This window comes from Vibrio sp. LB10LO1, from assembly GCF_010092875.1.
GTDB lineage: Bacteria > Pseudomonadota > Gammaproteobacteria > Enterobacterales > Vibrionaceae > Vibrio > Vibrio campbellii.
Genome location: NZ_JAADJW010000024.1, coordinates 1 through 15,537, shown reverse-complemented (window position 1 = coordinate 15,537; position 15,537 = coordinate 1). Strand labels below are relative to the sequence as shown.

General features: G+C 47.3%; 17 protein-coding genes. 8 read left to right on the top strand and 9 right to left on the bottom strand.

Annotated elements, in window-relative coordinates; all coding sequences use genetic code 11:
• Positions 1–3 precede the first annotated feature (3 nt).
• The 6 genes from GXP65_RS16815 to def all read right to left on the bottom strand — a co-directional run bounded on the left by GXP65_RS16815 (position 4) and on the right by def (position 6,429).
• Positions 4–642 (bottom strand): DUF3157 family protein, encoded by a 639-nt coding sequence (locus GXP65_RS16815; RefSeq protein ID WP_162093332.1) that lies wholly within the window; start codon positions 640–642, stop codon positions 4–6.
• A 25-nt stretch (positions 643–667) separates the two neighbouring features.
• Positions 668–2,113, bottom strand: a complete 1,446-nt coding sequence (locus tag GXP65_RS16810; RefSeq protein ID WP_162093331.1) for a TrkH family potassium uptake protein — start codon at positions 2,111–2,113, stop codon at positions 668–670.
• Between the two features lie 9 nt (positions 2,114–2,122).
• A complete protein-coding gene (gene trkA, locus GXP65_RS16805) occupies positions 2,123–3,499 on the bottom strand; it encodes a Trk system potassium transporter TrkA (RefSeq protein WP_005429806.1) in 1,377 nt (458 codons plus the stop codon).
• A gap of 64 nt (positions 3,500–3,563) precedes the next feature.
• Positions 3,564–4,847 (bottom strand): 16S rRNA (cytosine(967)-C(5))-methyltransferase RsmB, encoded by a 1,284-nt coding sequence (rsmB, locus tag GXP65_RS16800; protein WP_005535508.1) that lies wholly within the window; start codon positions 4,845–4,847, stop codon positions 3,564–3,566.
• Positions 4,848–4,929: 82 nt separating this feature from the next.
• Positions 4,930–5,877 (bottom strand): methionyl-tRNA formyltransferase, encoded by a 948-nt coding sequence (gene fmt / locus GXP65_RS16795; RefSeq protein WP_162093330.1) that lies wholly within the window; start codon positions 5,875–5,877, stop codon positions 4,930–4,932.
• Positions 5,878–5,910: 33 nt separating this feature from the next.
• Positions 5,911–6,429, bottom strand: a complete 519-nt coding sequence (def, locus tag GXP65_RS16790; RefSeq protein WP_005450979.1) for a peptide deformylase — start codon at positions 6,427–6,429, stop codon at positions 5,911–5,913.
• 138 nt (positions 6,430–6,567) lie between these two features.
• Here def and GXP65_RS16785 point away from each other — a divergent pair, with 138 nt between their 5' ends.
• The 4 genes from GXP65_RS16785 to GXP65_RS16770 are packed head-to-tail and all read left to right on the top strand — an operon-like array spanning position 6,568 to position 9,829.
• Positions 6,568–7,662, top strand: coding sequence for a LysM peptidoglycan-binding domain-containing protein (locus GXP65_RS16785; protein WP_162093329.1), 1,095 nt, complete (start codon positions 6,568–6,570; stop codon positions 7,660–7,662).
• The gene (gene dprA, locus GXP65_RS16780; RefSeq protein ID WP_162093328.1) at positions 7,646–8,755 is read left to right on the top strand and encodes a DNA-processing protein DprA; all 1,110 of its coding nucleotides are present in this window, start codon (positions 7,646–7,648) and stop codon (positions 8,753–8,755) included. The genes GXP65_RS16785 and dprA overlap by 17 nt, the downstream gene beginning before the upstream one ends.
• 2 nt (positions 8,756–8,757) lie before the next feature.
• On the top strand, positions 8,758–9,237 hold the full coding sequence (locus GXP65_RS16775) for a DUF494 family protein (protein WP_005429833.1): 480 nt from the start codon (positions 8,758–8,760) through the stop codon (positions 9,235–9,237).
• A gap of 22 nt (positions 9,238–9,259) precedes the next feature.
• Complete coding sequence (locus tag GXP65_RS16770) at positions 9,260–9,829, top strand: topoisomerase DNA-binding C4 zinc finger domain-containing protein (RefSeq protein ID WP_005535498.1); 570 nt, start codon at positions 9,260–9,262, stop codon at positions 9,827–9,829.
• Between the two features lie 64 nt (positions 9,830–9,893).
• On the opposite strand, the gene GXP65_RS16765 is transcribed toward GXP65_RS16770, so the two are convergent.
• The gene (locus GXP65_RS16765) at positions 9,894–11,027 is read right to left on the bottom strand and encodes a 5-(carboxyamino)imidazole ribonucleotide synthase (protein WP_012126633.1); all 1,134 of its coding nucleotides are present in this window, start codon (positions 11,025–11,027) and stop codon (positions 9,894–9,896) included.
• A gap of 4 nt (positions 11,028–11,031) precedes the next feature.
• Positions 11,032–11,517, bottom strand: a complete 486-nt coding sequence (purE, locus tag GXP65_RS16760) for a 5-(carboxyamino)imidazole ribonucleotide mutase (RefSeq protein ID WP_005429815.1) — start codon at positions 11,515–11,517, stop codon at positions 11,032–11,034.
• Between the two features lie 199 nt (positions 11,518–11,716).
• On the opposite strand from purE, the gene GXP65_RS16755 reads away from it, so the two are divergent.
• From GXP65_RS16755 to GXP65_RS16740, 4 genes are all read left to right on the top strand, one after another.
• Positions 11,717–12,274, top strand: a complete 558-nt coding sequence (locus GXP65_RS16755) for an L-threonylcarbamoyladenylate synthase (RefSeq protein ID WP_162093327.1) — start codon at positions 11,717–11,719, stop codon at positions 12,272–12,274.
• A gap of 34 nt (positions 12,275–12,308) precedes the next feature.
• Entirely contained in the window at positions 12,309–13,226 is a 918-nt protein-coding gene (hemF, locus tag GXP65_RS16750) for an oxygen-dependent coproporphyrinogen oxidase (RefSeq protein ID WP_086371194.1), read from the top strand.
• A 99-nt stretch (positions 13,227–13,325) separates the two neighbouring features.
• Positions 13,326–14,159, top strand: a complete 834-nt coding sequence (gene aroE / locus GXP65_RS16745; RefSeq protein WP_045398868.1) for a shikimate dehydrogenase — start codon at positions 13,326–13,328, stop codon at positions 14,157–14,159.
• A 3-nt stretch (positions 14,160–14,162) separates the two neighbouring features.
• Positions 14,163–14,426 carry a DUF1488 domain-containing protein gene (locus GXP65_RS16740; RefSeq protein WP_005429835.1) on the top strand — a complete coding sequence of 88 codons (264 nt, stop codon included), beginning with the start codon at positions 14,163–14,165 and terminating at the stop codon, positions 14,424–14,426.
• A 14-nt stretch (positions 14,427–14,440) separates the two neighbouring features.
• On the opposite strand, the gene GXP65_RS16735 is transcribed toward GXP65_RS16740, so the two are convergent.
• Positions 14,441–14,992, bottom strand: coding sequence for a gamma carbonic anhydrase family protein (locus tag GXP65_RS16735; protein WP_050913670.1), 552 nt, complete (start codon positions 14,990–14,992; stop codon positions 14,441–14,443).
• Positions 14,993–15,537: the final 545 nt, after the last annotated feature.

The following is a 15,537-nucleotide window of genomic DNA, read 5'->3' as shown; positions in this document are numbered from 1 at the left end:
GTATTAGCGTGTTTTGACTTCTAATACTTCTGCTGAGAACTGGTATTGCTGCGACTGTGGCACTGCCAGTTTAATCGCTTTACCTTGTTCGGCCTGTTGTGGGCGAAGGTAGGTATCTGCCATACGTTTGATAGATTGCCAAACCGTGACGCTTTGTTTCGCCAATGGTTTGCCAGTCATATCGAATACCTGTACTTCCACTTCTACCTGAATCACCGATTGTGAGCTTTGGTTAGTGATAGAGGTAGGGAAGATCAGTTCACCATCTTCGTATCTTGCCGAGCCAATCAATACATCCACACCTGAATCAGACAGCTGCATGGTTGGCTTCTTCGCGTTTACAACAACGGTGGTGCCGACTTTCTTGCTCACAACCGGAATCGTCGCCATCTTTGTTGTTGCAGGGGCTGATGTTGCCACGGCTTCAACGGCAGTCGTTGAGGCTACGACAGCCGCCGCTTCTACTGCTTCAACTTTTTCTAGCGTGGTCTCTGTGGCTTTTGGCGTGGCCTTTTTCACGACATATTCCCATGTGAAGTCGTCGTTCAGTTTTACTTCGCGTCCATCCGCCAGTTTCACTATTTCGGCAGCGTAAACCGATGACGTGGCGAGTAGGGTCGCCAGAGTGATCCATGTTTTCATTGTTATACCTTTTATTTGAGTCTGTTTAACGGCGCCAAAACGCAGGGAAGAACAGTACAAGAATAGTCAGAATTTCCAAACGGCCCATCAACATTCCAAAGCTTAGCAGCCACTTAGCAGCGTCTGGTAACGGTGCAAAGTTTCCTGTTGGGCCAATCACGCTGCCCATGCCCGGACCTACGTTCGCTACCGCGGTAATCGAACCAGAAATACTGGTCACAGGGTCTAGGCCAAGCGCACTTAAGCAGCCTGCAATGAAGATGATGGTGATAAAGAACATCAAACCAAATGCCACTACTGAGCGAACAATATCGTCATTCACTGGGCGTTGGTTGTAGCGCTGAACGAACACGCCTGATGGGTGAATCAGCTTCATGATTTGCTTGTTAAGCAGCGTCATCGCGATCTGGAAACGGAAGATTTTAATCCCGCCAGAGGTCGAGCCTGAACACGCGCCCGCCATCATTAAGAAGGCAAACAGTGTGGTTGGCAAAGCGCCCCATGCGGTGAAGTCTTCTAGACCAAAACCCGTCGTGGTGACGACCGACACGATGTTGAACATTGAAACGCGCAGTGCATCCAAAATGGTGTAACCATCGCGGAGCACCAGCCAAGCTGAGATCACTAAGCTAGAGAACAAGAACAAGTAGGCAAAACCGCGTACCTGAGCATCTCTAATTAATACTTCGACACTGCGCTTGCGTAGCGCGGCAACAAACAACAGAAATGGCAGGCCACCAAGGAACATAAAGGTGGTTGCGACCCAATGTGCACCATTGGAGAAATGGTTCATCGAACCATCTGACGTTGAGTAACCGCCTGTTGAGAGGGTTGTGAAGGCGTGGTTGATCGCTTCAAAAAGGTTCATGCCAGTCAGCAAATAGCCGACGATACACAAGCCTGTGAGCATCAAGTACACCAATACGATGTTCTTCGCGACGGTTTTGGCTCTAGGGCTGCTTTTGTCTGACCAATCGGAGGATTCAGTTTGGAACAGCTTCATACCACCAACGTTAAGCATCGGTAGGATAGCTACTGCCATTACGATAAAGCCGATACCACCCAACCATTGCAAAATAGAGCGCCACAATAAGATGCTTGGAGCCATATTATCTAAGCCACTTAACACGGTCGAACCCGTAGTAGTGATACCTGACATGGTTTCGAAGTAGGCGTCGGTAAAGCTAATGTGGTTGATAAACACAAATGGTAATGCAGCAAACGCACTGGCGATGGTCCATACCAAGCTGGTGATGAGGAACATATCGCGCACGCTGAGTTTGAATTTGGCGGTTCGACCAATCGTCAAACAGATGAATGCGGCAAGGTGAGTGATCACAACGGCTTGGGCGAAATCGAGGAATCCGCCCGTACCGGTGAAAAACGCGACCAAAGTCGGCACGTACATAAAAAGGGCCAGTTTGGATAGAACCAGCCCGATAACAAACAGTACGGGACGTAAGTTGACCATAGGAAAATCCTAGAGGAAGAATGGGCTCGGCTGGAACAGCGCTTCGACGTCTGGTACGTACTTTTTGTCGACCAGGAACATCACGACGTGGTCATCTTGCTCGATGACGGTACGATCGTGTGCGATAAGTACTTCTTCGCCACGAACGATGGCACCAATGGTGGTTCCTGGTGGGAGTTTGATATCGCCAATCGCGCGACCGACCACTTTCGATGTGGTTTCGTCACCGTGCGCAACGGCTTCGATGGCTTCTGCTGCGCCACGACGCAGAGAAGAAACGTTAACGATGTCAGCACGACGAACGTGCGTGAGTAGGGCAGAAATCGTCGCTTGCTGTGGGGAGATCGCCACATCAATCACGCCGCCTTGTACAAGATCGACATAAGCGCCGCGTTGGATCAGCACCATCACCTTCTTTGCGCCCATGCGTTTTGCCAACATCGCTGACATGATGTTGGTTTCATCTTCGTTAGTCAGCGCAATGAACACATCTACTTGGTCGATGTTTTCTTCAGTAAGCAGCTCTTGGTCTGCCGCATCACCACAGAAAACGATGGTGTTTTCTAGTTGCTCAGACAGCTTCTCTGCACGCTGATAGTTACGTTCGATCAGCTTCACACTGTAAGTTTGCTCAAGGCGTTTGGCTAAGCTCGCACCGATGTTACCACCACCAACAATCATGATGCGGCGGTAAGGTTTCTCGAGGCGCTGAAGCTCACTCATTACCGAGCGAATGTGGTTACTTGCAGCAACGAAGAACACCTCATCATCAGCTTCAATGATGGTAGTGCCTTGCGGGCGAATAGGACGACCCTGACGGAAAATAGCAGCAACACGAGTATCGATGTGTGGCATGTGCTCACGCAGAGCAGACAGAGCGTTGCCTACAAGCGGACCACCGTAATAGGCTTTAACGGCTACTAGGCTTACTTTTTGCTCGGCAAAGCTTACTACTTGCAGCGCGCCTGGGTATTGAATGAGGCGCTCGATGTAGCTGGTTACCAACTCTTCTGGTGCGATAAGGTGATCGACAGGAATAGCACCAGACTTAAATAGGGCTTCTTTTTCTGCCAGATATTCTGGAGAACGAATACGTGCAACACGGTTGGGGGTATTGAACAGAGTGAACGCAACCTGACAGGCTGCCATGTTGGTCTCGTCGGTGTTGGTTACTGCGACAAGCATATCAGCGTCTTGCGCTCCTGCTTCATGCAGAACGTCTGGGTGGCTTGCGTGACCGTTGACCACTCGTAGGTCGTACTTGTCTTGCAACTCACGCAGTCGGTCGCCATTTTTGTCGACGATGGTGATGTCGTTATTCTCACCAACTAGGTTTTCCGCCAGTGTGCCGCCAACCTGACCAGCACCAAGAATAATGATTTTCATACTCTTTACTCGTTATCTGAAAAAGGCGATTGAATTCACTTCAATCGCCCTATTTAGCATGCTGTTACGCGTGTTTTTTTGTTAGCACTGCGTAGTAGAAACCATCCATATCTTCTTCACCTGGCAGAATCTGACGACCAGGTTGCTTTGGATCGGAGTCCACTAATTGCGCGTTTGCAGTGCGCGCTAAGAACGCTTTTACTTGTTCCACGTTTTCTTGTGGTGTGATTGAACAAGTTGCGTAAACCATGGTGCCGCCAGGTTTCAGTTGCGTCCACATTGCATCAAAAATTTCGCTCTGTAGTTCCGCAAGTGCGGCAATATCATCAGCACGACGTAGCCATTTGATGTCTGGGTGACGACGAATTACGCCCGTTGCAGAACATGGTGCGTCCAGCAAAATGCGATCAAATTGTTCGCCTTGCCACCATTCTTGAGGATGACGCGCATCGCCGCAAACCACTTTTGCCTGAAGGTTGAGACGTTTCAGGTTTTCGTGCACACGTTTAAGACGTGTGTCGTCGCAGTCAATGGCAACCACTTCGCTGCCAGACGTACGCTCAAGAATGTGTGCCGTCTTACCACCAGGTGCTGCACAGCAGTCTAGGATCAGCTCGCCATCTTTTGGTTCAAGATAGTTAATCGACAGCTGTGCTGCCGCATCTTGCACCGATACCCAACCTTTTTCAAAGCCCGGTAGTTTCATCACATCGCATGGCGCCGCCAATTTTAGGGCGTCCATTGCTTGTGTGTGTGGCGTGCTATCAATGTTTTCATTTTTGAGTAGCGCAAGGTATTCATCACGAGTGTGGTGCTGGTGGTTTACACGCAGCCACATTGGCGCTTTTTGGTTGTTGGCTTCAACAATGCTTTCCCACTGCTCTGGGTAAGCTTCTTGCAGCAGTTTAAGTAACCAGCTTGGGTGGCCGTACTTGCCCGCATTGTTGCTGACCGCCATTTGGTCTAATTCTTCTTGGTTGCGCTGGTAGTTACGCAATACCGCGTTGATAAGACCGCGCAAACGAGGGCCTTTCAGCTCTTTTGTACCTTCAACCGTTTCACCGACTGCAGCGTGCGCAGGAATACGCATGAAGCTTAGCTGATAAATGCCTACCAAAATAAGGTGATGGAAAACGCGTTGTTTGCCTTTTAGCGGCTTATCCATCAACTGGTTTGCAATCATTTCTAGGCGAGGGAGGTAACGTAGAGCGCCGTAACAGATCTCTTGCAGAAGAGCGTGGTCACGTGGTCGTACGTTTTGTTGAGCCGCTGGAAGAGCGCTTGAAAGTGAGTGGCCCTTGTCGACGACAAGATACAAGACGTTGGCAGCCGCAGCGCGAACATTCATGATGAGTACCTTAAAGTAAAGGAGGGCATCTCTGCCCTCTAAAAGTTCGTATTATTGGTCTTTGACACTATTGTCTGGCTTTTTAAACCAGTTGAGTGCCAACTTCAAACCAAGATGCACGTGAGTTCAGAATATCTTGAACTGACATGGCTTTTTTACCCGGAACTTGCAGTTGTTCCAGTACCAGTGTGCCATTGCCTGTCGCAACATAAATACCGGTTTTATCTGCTTGCACAATAGTGCCCGCTGGCTTGTCATTGGTTTGTTCTGCCACACGGCTTTGCCATACTTTGATGCTGTTTTCAGCCGCTTCAAAGTGGCTCATTGGCCATGGGTTGAATGCGCGAACGCAGCGTTCAATGTGTGCCGCGTCGTCATTCCAATCGATACGCGCTTCTTCTTTGCTCAGCTTCTTCGCGTAGTTTGCTAGCTCATCATCTTGCTTCACTGGCTCTGCTTTGCCAGCGGCGATATCCGCTAGACAGTCGATCAGTGCATCTGGGCCTAAGCCAGCCAGTTTCTCGTACATCGAAGCACTGGTGTCACATGCTTCAATCGGCAATGTCGCGATTTTTAGCATGTCACCCGTGTCCAGACCGATATCCATCTGCATGATGGTCACGCCAGTTTCTGCATCACCTGCCCAAATTGAACGTTGGATAGGGGCTGCGCCGCGCCAGCGAGGAAGAATCGAACCGTGTACGTTGATACAACCTAGTTTAGGTGTGTCTAGTACAACTTGTGGAAGTAATAAGCCGTACGCAACAACTACCATGATGTCGGCGTTCAGATCGGCAAGCTCTTGCTTTGCTTCGTCTGATTTGAAGTTTTCTGGTTGGTATACCGGAATGTCGTGCTCAAGCGCGATGGTTTTTACTGGGCTTGCAGTAAGCTTCTTACCACGACCTGCTGGGCGGTCTGGTTGAGTGTAAACCGCAATTACTTCGTGCTCCGAAGACAACAACGCCGCCAAGTGACGGGCGGCGAAATCCGGAGTACCTGCAAAGACAATACGTAAAGACTGACTCAAGGTAGGCTTCCTTCTAATTAAATTGTATCGAGATTAAGCGTTTTGCTGTTTCTCGTTAAAGCGTTTGATTTTTGCTAGCTTGTCTTGAATACGCTTACGCTTCAGTGGCGATAGGTAATCCACGAACAGTTTGCCCATTAGGTGGTCTAGTTCGTGTTGAACACAGATTGCTAGCAGATCGTCGGCTTCAAAGGTGTATTCTTTGCCATCGCGATCTAGCGCTTTAACCGTAACTTCAGCAGCGCGAGGCACAAGTGCACGCGCACCTGGTACCGACAGACAGCCTTCTTCGATGCCATCTTCGCCACGCTTTTCTAGAATCTCAGGGTTGATAAGCACCATAGGCTCATCACGAGTTTCAGAAATATCAATCACTACGATACGTTTGTGGATATCAACCTGCGTTGCAGCCAGGCCAATACCTTCTTCGTCGTACATGGTTTCAATCATGTCATCGACGATTTTTTGAATCTCAGGTGTCACCTCTTCTACAGGTTTTGCAACGGTACGCAGGCGATCATCTGGGAATGTTAATACTTGTAATACAGACATATTCACTCGAAATATTGAACTGTGCCGTAACAGCACAAACCTTGTTGGCTCAATTCTAGACATTTTATGACCTAAATGACAGCATCCTGATACCAATTTCCATTCTGGTAACTGCCTAACAGACCAAGGACGAGGGTCATGAATCGAATTTTCCGCAACGTTTCTCGTATTACGTTGCCGTTACTTTTCTCTTTCAGTGCCGTAGCAAACACGGATTCCCAACCACTTACCGTTAAAGATGATGCACCCAAAACTTACGTTGTGGTTAAAGGTGACACGTTGTGGGATATTTCGGCGATGTATCTGGATAGCCCTTGGTTGTGGCCTCGTCTATGGCAGGTAAACCCAGAAATTGATAACCCACATCTGATTTACCCTGGCGATAAGTTGTCGTTAGTGTGGATTAATGGCCAGCCAGTTTTAAGCTTAAAACCGGTCAAAAAGCTCAGCCCAAAAGCCCGTATCACGGAAAAGAAAGCGGTACCGACTGTGGCGGAAGGGTTGGTGATGCCATATCTGAAGTCTGATCGTTTAGTTGATGATGAGACACTAGATAATGCAGCGAAAGTGATGGGTAGCAGCAAAGGCAATAAGTTCCTTACTGCAGAAGACACGCTGTACATCAGTGGTCAGCAAACTTCGACTGGGTGGGCCATCTATCGACCGGTGGAGACCTTTTCACGCGAGGATGTATCACAAAAAATTACGGCTCTGCGTTTGATTGCGAAAGGGGAGCTTGTTGAAGCATCCAGTGAGTTTTCTGGTTTGAAGATCACCACGCAACTGCAAGAGATTATCCGTAATGATATTGCTTTGCCGGTACAAGCGTTAGATAACGGCGACTTCACGGCGACGTTCTATCCTCTTCCATCCCCACAAGGCACCTCTGCCAAACTATTGGGTAACATTGAAGGTATTCGTTATAGCTCGACCAACCAAGTGGTGGTGATTGATAAAGGTACATCGGATGAACTTCGCCAAGGCAGCGTGTTTGATTTAAAAGAGGACGCGCATCCAGTATTCAAGAGTGGAGACGATTTTGCTAAAGACAACGGTGTACTCGATACTGAGATTACTTTGCCAAAAAGCAAAGTAGGTGAGTTACTTGTGATTCGCCCTTATGAATATTTCAGCCTTGCTTTGATTACTAATAGCACCAAGCCAATCAACAAAGAGGTATCTGTGGTTTCTCCTCTGGCTGAGGAATCAACCACTAATGAAACCACACAATGATACTGATCTCGCTGCCTGGTTAAAGCTTAGCTGTTTACCGGGCATTGGTGGGGTCAAGATGAATAAGTTGCTCAGTAAAGATACGCCGAGCAATATTGTCCAATACTCGACAGAGCAGCTTCAGCTTTTAGGCTTAACGGCAAAACAATTGCAAGCGTGGTCGCAGGTCGATAAAGAAGTCGATGCTTGTCTGGCTTGGGTTGCTGCATCTTCTCATCATCATATTCTTACTTTGGCGGATGCTTTGTATCCGCCACTCCTTAAACAAACGGTCGCACCGCCTCCTTTACTCTTTGTAAAAGGAGAGGCGAGCTGTTTGTCTCAACCTCAAATAGCCATGGTTGGTAGCCGTAATGCCAGTGTGGATGGGCTACAACATGCAAGAACTTTTGCATCTGATTTGGTGCAACACGATCTGATCGTCACCAGTGGCTTAGCATTGGGTATTGATGGTCATGCTCATGATGGTGCGCTGTTGGCTGGCGGTAAAACCATCGCAGTGCTCGGCTCGGGATTAGAACAAGTATACCCAGTAAGACACCGAGGTTTGTCGCAGCGAGTGACCGAAAATGGAGCGCTTGTTTCAGAGTTTCGTCCAGATGCTAAACCTCGCGCAGAAAACTTTCCACGGCGCAATCGAATCATCAGTGGCTTGTCGCTGGGTGTGTTAGTGGTAGAAGCGGCTGAAAAAAGTGGCTCCTTGATTACGGCGCGTTATGCTTTAGAACAAGGTCGAGAAGTTTTCGCTCTGCCAGCTTCGATTAATGCACCCAACGCCAGTGGCGGTAATCAATTGATTCAGAACGGGGCTTGTCTCGTACAAAATACTCAAGAGGTGCTGAATGAAATACAGTCTTTGCTCGACTGGTCTATAAATCAGAGCTTAGATTTATTTTCTGCGCCAATTGATGAAGAAGAATTGCCATTTCCTCAGCTGTTAGCTAACGTAGGAAATGAGGCTACACCAGTTGATATTCTTGCAAGCAGGACCAATATACCTGTCCAAGAAGTCATGATGCAGCTCTTAGAGCTTGAGCTTTCAGGGCATGTTGTTGCAGTATCCGGTGGCTATATTCGAAAGGGGAGGGGCTAGCTATGATGATGGATATACTTATGTATCTATTCGAAACCTACATCCATAGCGATGCAGAGTTACAGGTCGAACAAGACGAGTTGGAAGATGAATTGCTTCGTGCAGGCTTCCAGCAAAAAGACATCTACAAAGCCCTTGTCTGGTTAGAAGAGCTGGCGGCATTGCAACAAAGCGATGAACATTCAGCCATTTCAACCTGCATTGCATCGGCATCGACACGTATCTATACCGCATCTGAGATGCAGCGACTAGACCTCGAATGTCGTGGTTTCTTGTTGTTCTTAGAACAAATCAATGTTCTGACCACAGAAACGCGTGAGATGGTCATCGACCGTGTGATGGGGCTTGAAACCAATGAGTTTGAGCTTGAGGACCTTAAATGGATCATCCTTATGGTGCTGTTTAATGTTCCAGGCAACGAAAACGCCTACACGCTGATGGAAGAGCTGCTGTACACCAAGGAACAAGGTATTCTTCATTAATATCTTCGCTTGAGCGGTGAGTATGAGTAGTAAAATCGATCACAACCTTTTCTCGGCACACGAGCATGCACTTGAGCGCGAACCTTGCCCTAAATGCGGTGGGGAAGTTTCGCTTAAGCACGGTAAACACGGCCCTTTTCTAGGTTGTAGCCAATACCCAAGTTGCGATTACATTAAGCCGCTACACAGCAATGATGGTCACATCGTGAAAGAGTTGGGTGTGCCTTGTCCTGAGTGTGGCAACGAGCTGGTACTCCGCCAAGGGCGCTACGGCATGTTCGTTGGTTGTAGCCATTACCCAGCCTGTCATCATATTGAGTCGATTAACCAACCTGAACCACAGCAGCAGGCAAAAGAGCAACATGCTTGCCCTGAATGTGGTAAAGGGCATTTGGTTGAGCGTAAGACCCGATTTGGTAAAACATTCTACGCGTGTGATAACTATCCGAAGTGCAAATTTGCGGTGAACTTGCCACCTGTAAGAGGCCGCTGCGAGGAATGTGGATTTACCTTGTTGGTAGAAAAGAAACTGGCCAGTGGGGTTAAACTGCAATGCGCGAGCCGTAAGTGCCAGCATACTCAATCACAATAACTTTCAGTACGAATTAAAAAGGGTCGCATCATGCGACCCTTTTGCTATTTATTCCGATGCTTTTCTAGGCTTGCCACTGCTTGGCAAATTCATGCACAGCAGGGAAAGCCTGTTCATCCAGAACTTCTGCTAATGCACAAAGTTTGCGATTAAGTTCGCCAGTGTAGTCACCACATACGTTGATGTGGCCCATCTTACGACCCGCACGTTTTTCTTTGCCGTACCAATGAATGTGGCAACCATTCATCGCTAGCAATGCTTCTGGTAGTGTGTCTTCACCAAGAATATTAATCATCGAGGTTTCACGAACCAGTTTCGTGCTACCCAAAGGCATGCCACACACGGCGCGTAGGTGGTTCTCAAACTGACAAGTTTCCGCACCCTGTTGAGTCCAGTGGCCAGAGTTGTGTACGCGTGGTGCGATTTCGTTAACCAGCAAAGTGCCGTCAACGTCAAAGAACTCCAAAGCTAACACGCCAACGTAATTCAAGTTGTTGGCAACAGCTGTGAACATCTGTTTTGCTTGCTCTTGCAACTCTGGCGCATCAATCGCAGTAGAAAGGCTCAATACACCATTGGTATGGACGTTCTCTGCCAGAGGGTACACTTCAACGCTGCCATCTTTACCGCGAGCACCAACCAGTGAAACTTCGCGGTTAAAAGGGACAAATTCCTCAGCAACAATCGCTTGAGTTGGTGTTGCCGCGATGCACTCTGCCATCTCTGTCCAAATGTCTTCGACTTGAGAAGCTTCTTTTAAGCGCCACTGGCCTTTACCATCGTAACCACCCAATGCACTTTTCAGAACCATTGGCATACCAACGTGTTCAATTGCGCGGTCAAAGTCTTCACGAGTTTCGATGACGTAGTATTTCGCATTACGCACACCAGCATCATCAAGTAATGCCTTTTCAATGCGGCGATCACCACCTGCTTTGATGGCTTGTGTACTTGGTAGGAACTTGCCGCTCGCTTCGCAAACATCGAGCACATCATGTGGGATATGCTCGAACTCAGCAGTAATGACGTCGACTTGTTCAATTGCATTCTCTAAGCCGCTGCCTAGTACGTGCTGAGTCAGTGGATGAACGATATTACCGCTACCCACGTCGTAAGCTGAGATTTGAATATTCAGTGGCGCACCAGCCAGAGACATCATACGAGCCAACTGACCCGCACCAAGAACCAGTACATGCATCTGATTAATCCTCAGCAGGGTTTGGGTTCGCCAATACGGTTTCCGTTTGTTCGTTACGGAACGCTTCGACTTTTGCCATGATCGTTTCATCATGTGTACCAAGGATTTGAGCTGCTAGGATGCCAGCGTTTGCTGCGCCTGCTTCGCCAATCGCCAATGTACCAACCGCAATACCTTTTGGCATCTGTACGATAGAAAGCAGTGAGTCCATGCCTTTCAGCGCACGAGACTGTACAGGGACGCCAAGTACCGGAACGCTAGTAAACGCCGCCGCCATACCTGGTAGGTGAGCAGCACCGCCAGCCCCTGCGATGATGACTTTAATGCCACGTTCTTTCGCGCTGCTTGCGTAATCAGCCAACAATTGAGGAGTACGGTGAGCTGACACCACCTTTGTTTCGTAAGACACGCCAAATTGATCCAGCATGTCCGCTGCTAGTTTCATGGTTGGCCAATCTGATTTAGAACCCATGATGATACCGACTTTCATCTCAAACTCCTTCAAGCTGCAAAATTAGGTGAGCTGATAAATTTGTGCGCATTATACGGGGATTTTTACCTCAAGCAAACGTTTGCGTGCGTTTGTAAATGCTATTGATACATTTTATAAACAAATTGCTTTAGTCTCTGAGAATGAATATTTGTACACTTAGTACAAACACAACAGAAAAGATTATCAGGAAGTATCGGTGGAGAACTTTGAACAGGTGCTAAAAGCACTACAAACAGGTGAAGTGATTGCCTACCCAACAGAGGGGGTGTTTGGTGTTGGATGTGACCCAGATAACCCGGAAGCGATTCAAAAACTGCTAGAGCTAAAACAGCGTCCAGTAGAGAAAGGTTTAATCCTTATTGCTGCGAGCTATGAGCAGCTTCTGCCTTATATTGATGAATCTCAGCTGACTCAAGAGCAATTAGATAAAGTCCATGTAACTTGGCCTGGGCCATACACGTGGATCATGCCTGCAAGTGACAAAGTTTCTCACTGGGTATCGGGACAATTTGATTCAATCGCAGTGCGTGTGACGGATCATCCTTTAGTACAAAAGATGTGTAATGCGTTCGGAAAGCCGCTAACCTCTACCAGCGCGAATCTTACTGGTCAGCCTCCTTGTATGACGACGGAAGAAGTTGAAGAGCAGTTAGGCGATAGACTTGTGGCGATCTTACGTGGTGAAACTAGCGGTCGTGACAAGCCGAGTGAAATTCGTGATGCTAAAACCTCGCAAATATTAAGACAGGGCTAACCCTGCTAGTCAGCAATTAATAGGTACTACACGTATGTCAGCAATCGATAAGCACGCCGTAAAGCAGTTCTTGATGTCCCTTCAAGATTCCATTTGTCAGCAGTTAGAACAAGAAGATGGAAAGGCCGTCTTTGTCGAAGATGCATGGCAACGTGAAAAAGGAGAGCGTCTTGGTGGCGGTGGCCGTACTCGCGTATTGCGTGATGGTCATATCTTCGAGCAAGGAGGAGTGAACTTCTCTCATGTAGAAGGTAATGAAATGCCAGCATCAGCGACGGCACATCGCCCAGAGTTAGCGGGTCGCCGTTTTGAAGCAATGGGTGTTTCCTTGGTTATTCACCCTAAAAACCCTTATGTACCGACTTCGCACGCCAATGTCCGCTTCTTTATTGCAGAGAAAGATGGCGAAGACCCAATCTGGTGGTTTGGTGGTGGTTTTGACCTTACGCCTTTCTACCCTTTTGACGAAGATTGCCAATCATGGCACGACACAGCAAAACAGCTTTGTGCGCCATTTGGTGACGAAGTTTACCCAGAGCACAAAGCGTGGTGTGACAAATACTTCTTCCTTCCACACCGAAATGAAACTCGTGGTGTTGGTGGCCTGTTCTTTGATGACTTAAACCAGTGGGAATTCGACAAGTGTTTTGACTACATCAAAGCGGTTGGTGAGGGATACTGCCAAGCGTACTTACCGATTGTTTCTCGTCGTAAAGACATCGAGTTCGGTGAGCGCGAGCGTGAATTCCAGCTTTATCGTCGTGGTCGCTACGTTGAGTTCAACCTAGTGTACGATCGCGGCACGCTATTTGGTCTGCAAAGTGGCGGTCGTACAGAGTCAATTCTTATGTCGATGCCACCACTTGCACGTTGGGAATACAGCTACGAACCACAGGCTGGCTCTCCAGAAGCTGAACTTTACGAGCGATACCTAACGCCACGAGAGTGGTAAGCGTTGAATCTCCTTTTCTGTATAGATAGATAGTGATAGGGTCATCGGTAATCAGATGGCCCTGTTTTTATTATATGGGTAAGGAATAAAGGTAAGGAAATGACTCTGCAAATTGATCGTTATGCCGTGTTTGGTAACCCTATCGGACACAGCAAGTCGCCATTCATTCACACCTTGTTTGCTCGTCAAACCAATCAGTCATTGGTGTATACCGCAGAAACAGCCCCTGTTGATGGCTTTGTTGAAGCAGCAAAAGCTTTTTTCGCTGACGGTGGGAAAGGGTGTAACGTGACAGTGCCTTTTAAAGAAGATGCTTATCGATTTGCCAATCGTCTTACTGAGCGAGCAGAGCTAGCCGGTGCTGTGAATACACTGAAGAAGCTAGATGACGGAGAAATCATTGGTGACAACACCGATGGGGAGGGCTTGGTACAAGACCTACTGCAGCATCAAGTCGTATTGGAAGGCGCGAGAATTCTGGTCATTGGCGCTGGTGGTGCTGCTCGTGGTGTGATTAAACCACTCCTTGATCAGAAACCTGCTTCTTTAACGATTACTAACCGTACTTTTAGTAAAGCACAACAGCTTGCAGACTTATTCGTCTCACACGGTCCTATTGTGGCGAAGGAGATGACTACAATAGAAGAAGCGTACGACGTGATTATTAACTCAACCTCTGCTTCATTAAACGGTGAGTTGCCCGCGGTCTCTTCTGCTATCTTCTCCACCAATAGCACTAGCTACGACATGATGTATGGCAAGGGGTTAACAAGCTTTAACCAGTGGGCGAAAGAACACGGAGCGGCTCATGCTTATGATGGCCTTGGAATGTTGGTCGGACAGGCGGCTGAAAGCTTTATGTTATGGCGTGGTTTGCGTCCTGGCGCGAAGCAAATACTCAGAGAATTAAGAAAGAACCTCGAAGGTCAATAAGAGATGAATCAATCCATTCTATTCCCAGACATGCAATCATGGGATGAAGCATCACAATCAATCAATTTCGCAGCCCAACAAGCTGGCGCATTGATTGAATGCTACGTAACCAAACAAAAGTTAGAAAAGTTGAGTGGCTTAATCATAGCTAATGAGCAAGCTGCCATTGAGGCTTTCGTTGATAATCGCTTTGATCTAGAAGAAATAGCAGAAGAGTTAATAGAAGATGAAGCCTTCAATGAAGAAGGCCACATTATCATCGACTAGCTGACTGTGCCAGACTACTTATTGATGTCTTCAACCTCATTAATGTAGTCGTTTTTGTTTTGTACATAATTGTTAGCAGACTTTTGTAGGAAAGCTCGCTCTTGTTCTGATAAAGGGCGAGCTTGTTTTACTGGGCTTCCAACATATAGATAGCCGCTTTCTAACCTTTTCCCTGGTGGGACTAAACTGCCTGCACCTATCATTACTTCTGATTCTACAACCACATTATCCAAAACTATCGCACCCATACCTACTAATACGCGATCGTGTATCTCGCAGCCATGCAACATTACTTTGTGACCAATGGTGACATCATTACCGATGATGAGAGGATAGCCGAGTGGGTTATCCGCATTCTTATGTGTCACATGAAGCACGCTGCCATCTTGAACGTTGGTACGGTCACCGATATGAATGTGGTTTACATCGCCACGAGCTGCAACCAATGGCCAGATACTAGAATCATCACCAATCCGGATATCACCGACTAAAACAGAGGTTGAGTCGACGTAGACACGCTTTCCCAACTGAGGACGTATACCTTTATAACTTCTAATTGAACTCATCTTTATTCCTTATAAAGCGCTAATAACGGTGATATTTGATAAGAAGAATAGTAAAAACTCGCCTTTTAGAATAAAAAACACTCAAACGGCAAAAAAATCAAAAAAAACGAGAAAAAGGGCTTGCCAATGTGATCGCAATCTCTATAATGCCACCTCGCTGACACGGCAACGCTTCGAAAGAAACGAGGTTGAGTTAGCAAGCCAATTAGCCAAGCGGAAACGCTTGAAAAAAGTTTGAAAAAAGTGATTGACACTAAACTTTAACTCGCTAAAATGGCCGTCCGATTTGAGCAAAGCTCAATAGGAAAGCTCTTTAACAATATAGACCTATCAATCTGTGTGGGCACTCGTTGATGATAATCCAATTAGAAGCTTCGGCTTCAAATTAGGTTTCAATGATACGAAGTGACCATTGAATCGAAAGATTCAGCACAGTCAATTCAAACATTACTTTATGTAATGTTCAGTATTCATTGAGCCGAACAAAATCTTAAATTGAAGAGTTTGATCATGGCTCAGATTGAACGCTGGCGGCAGGCCTAACA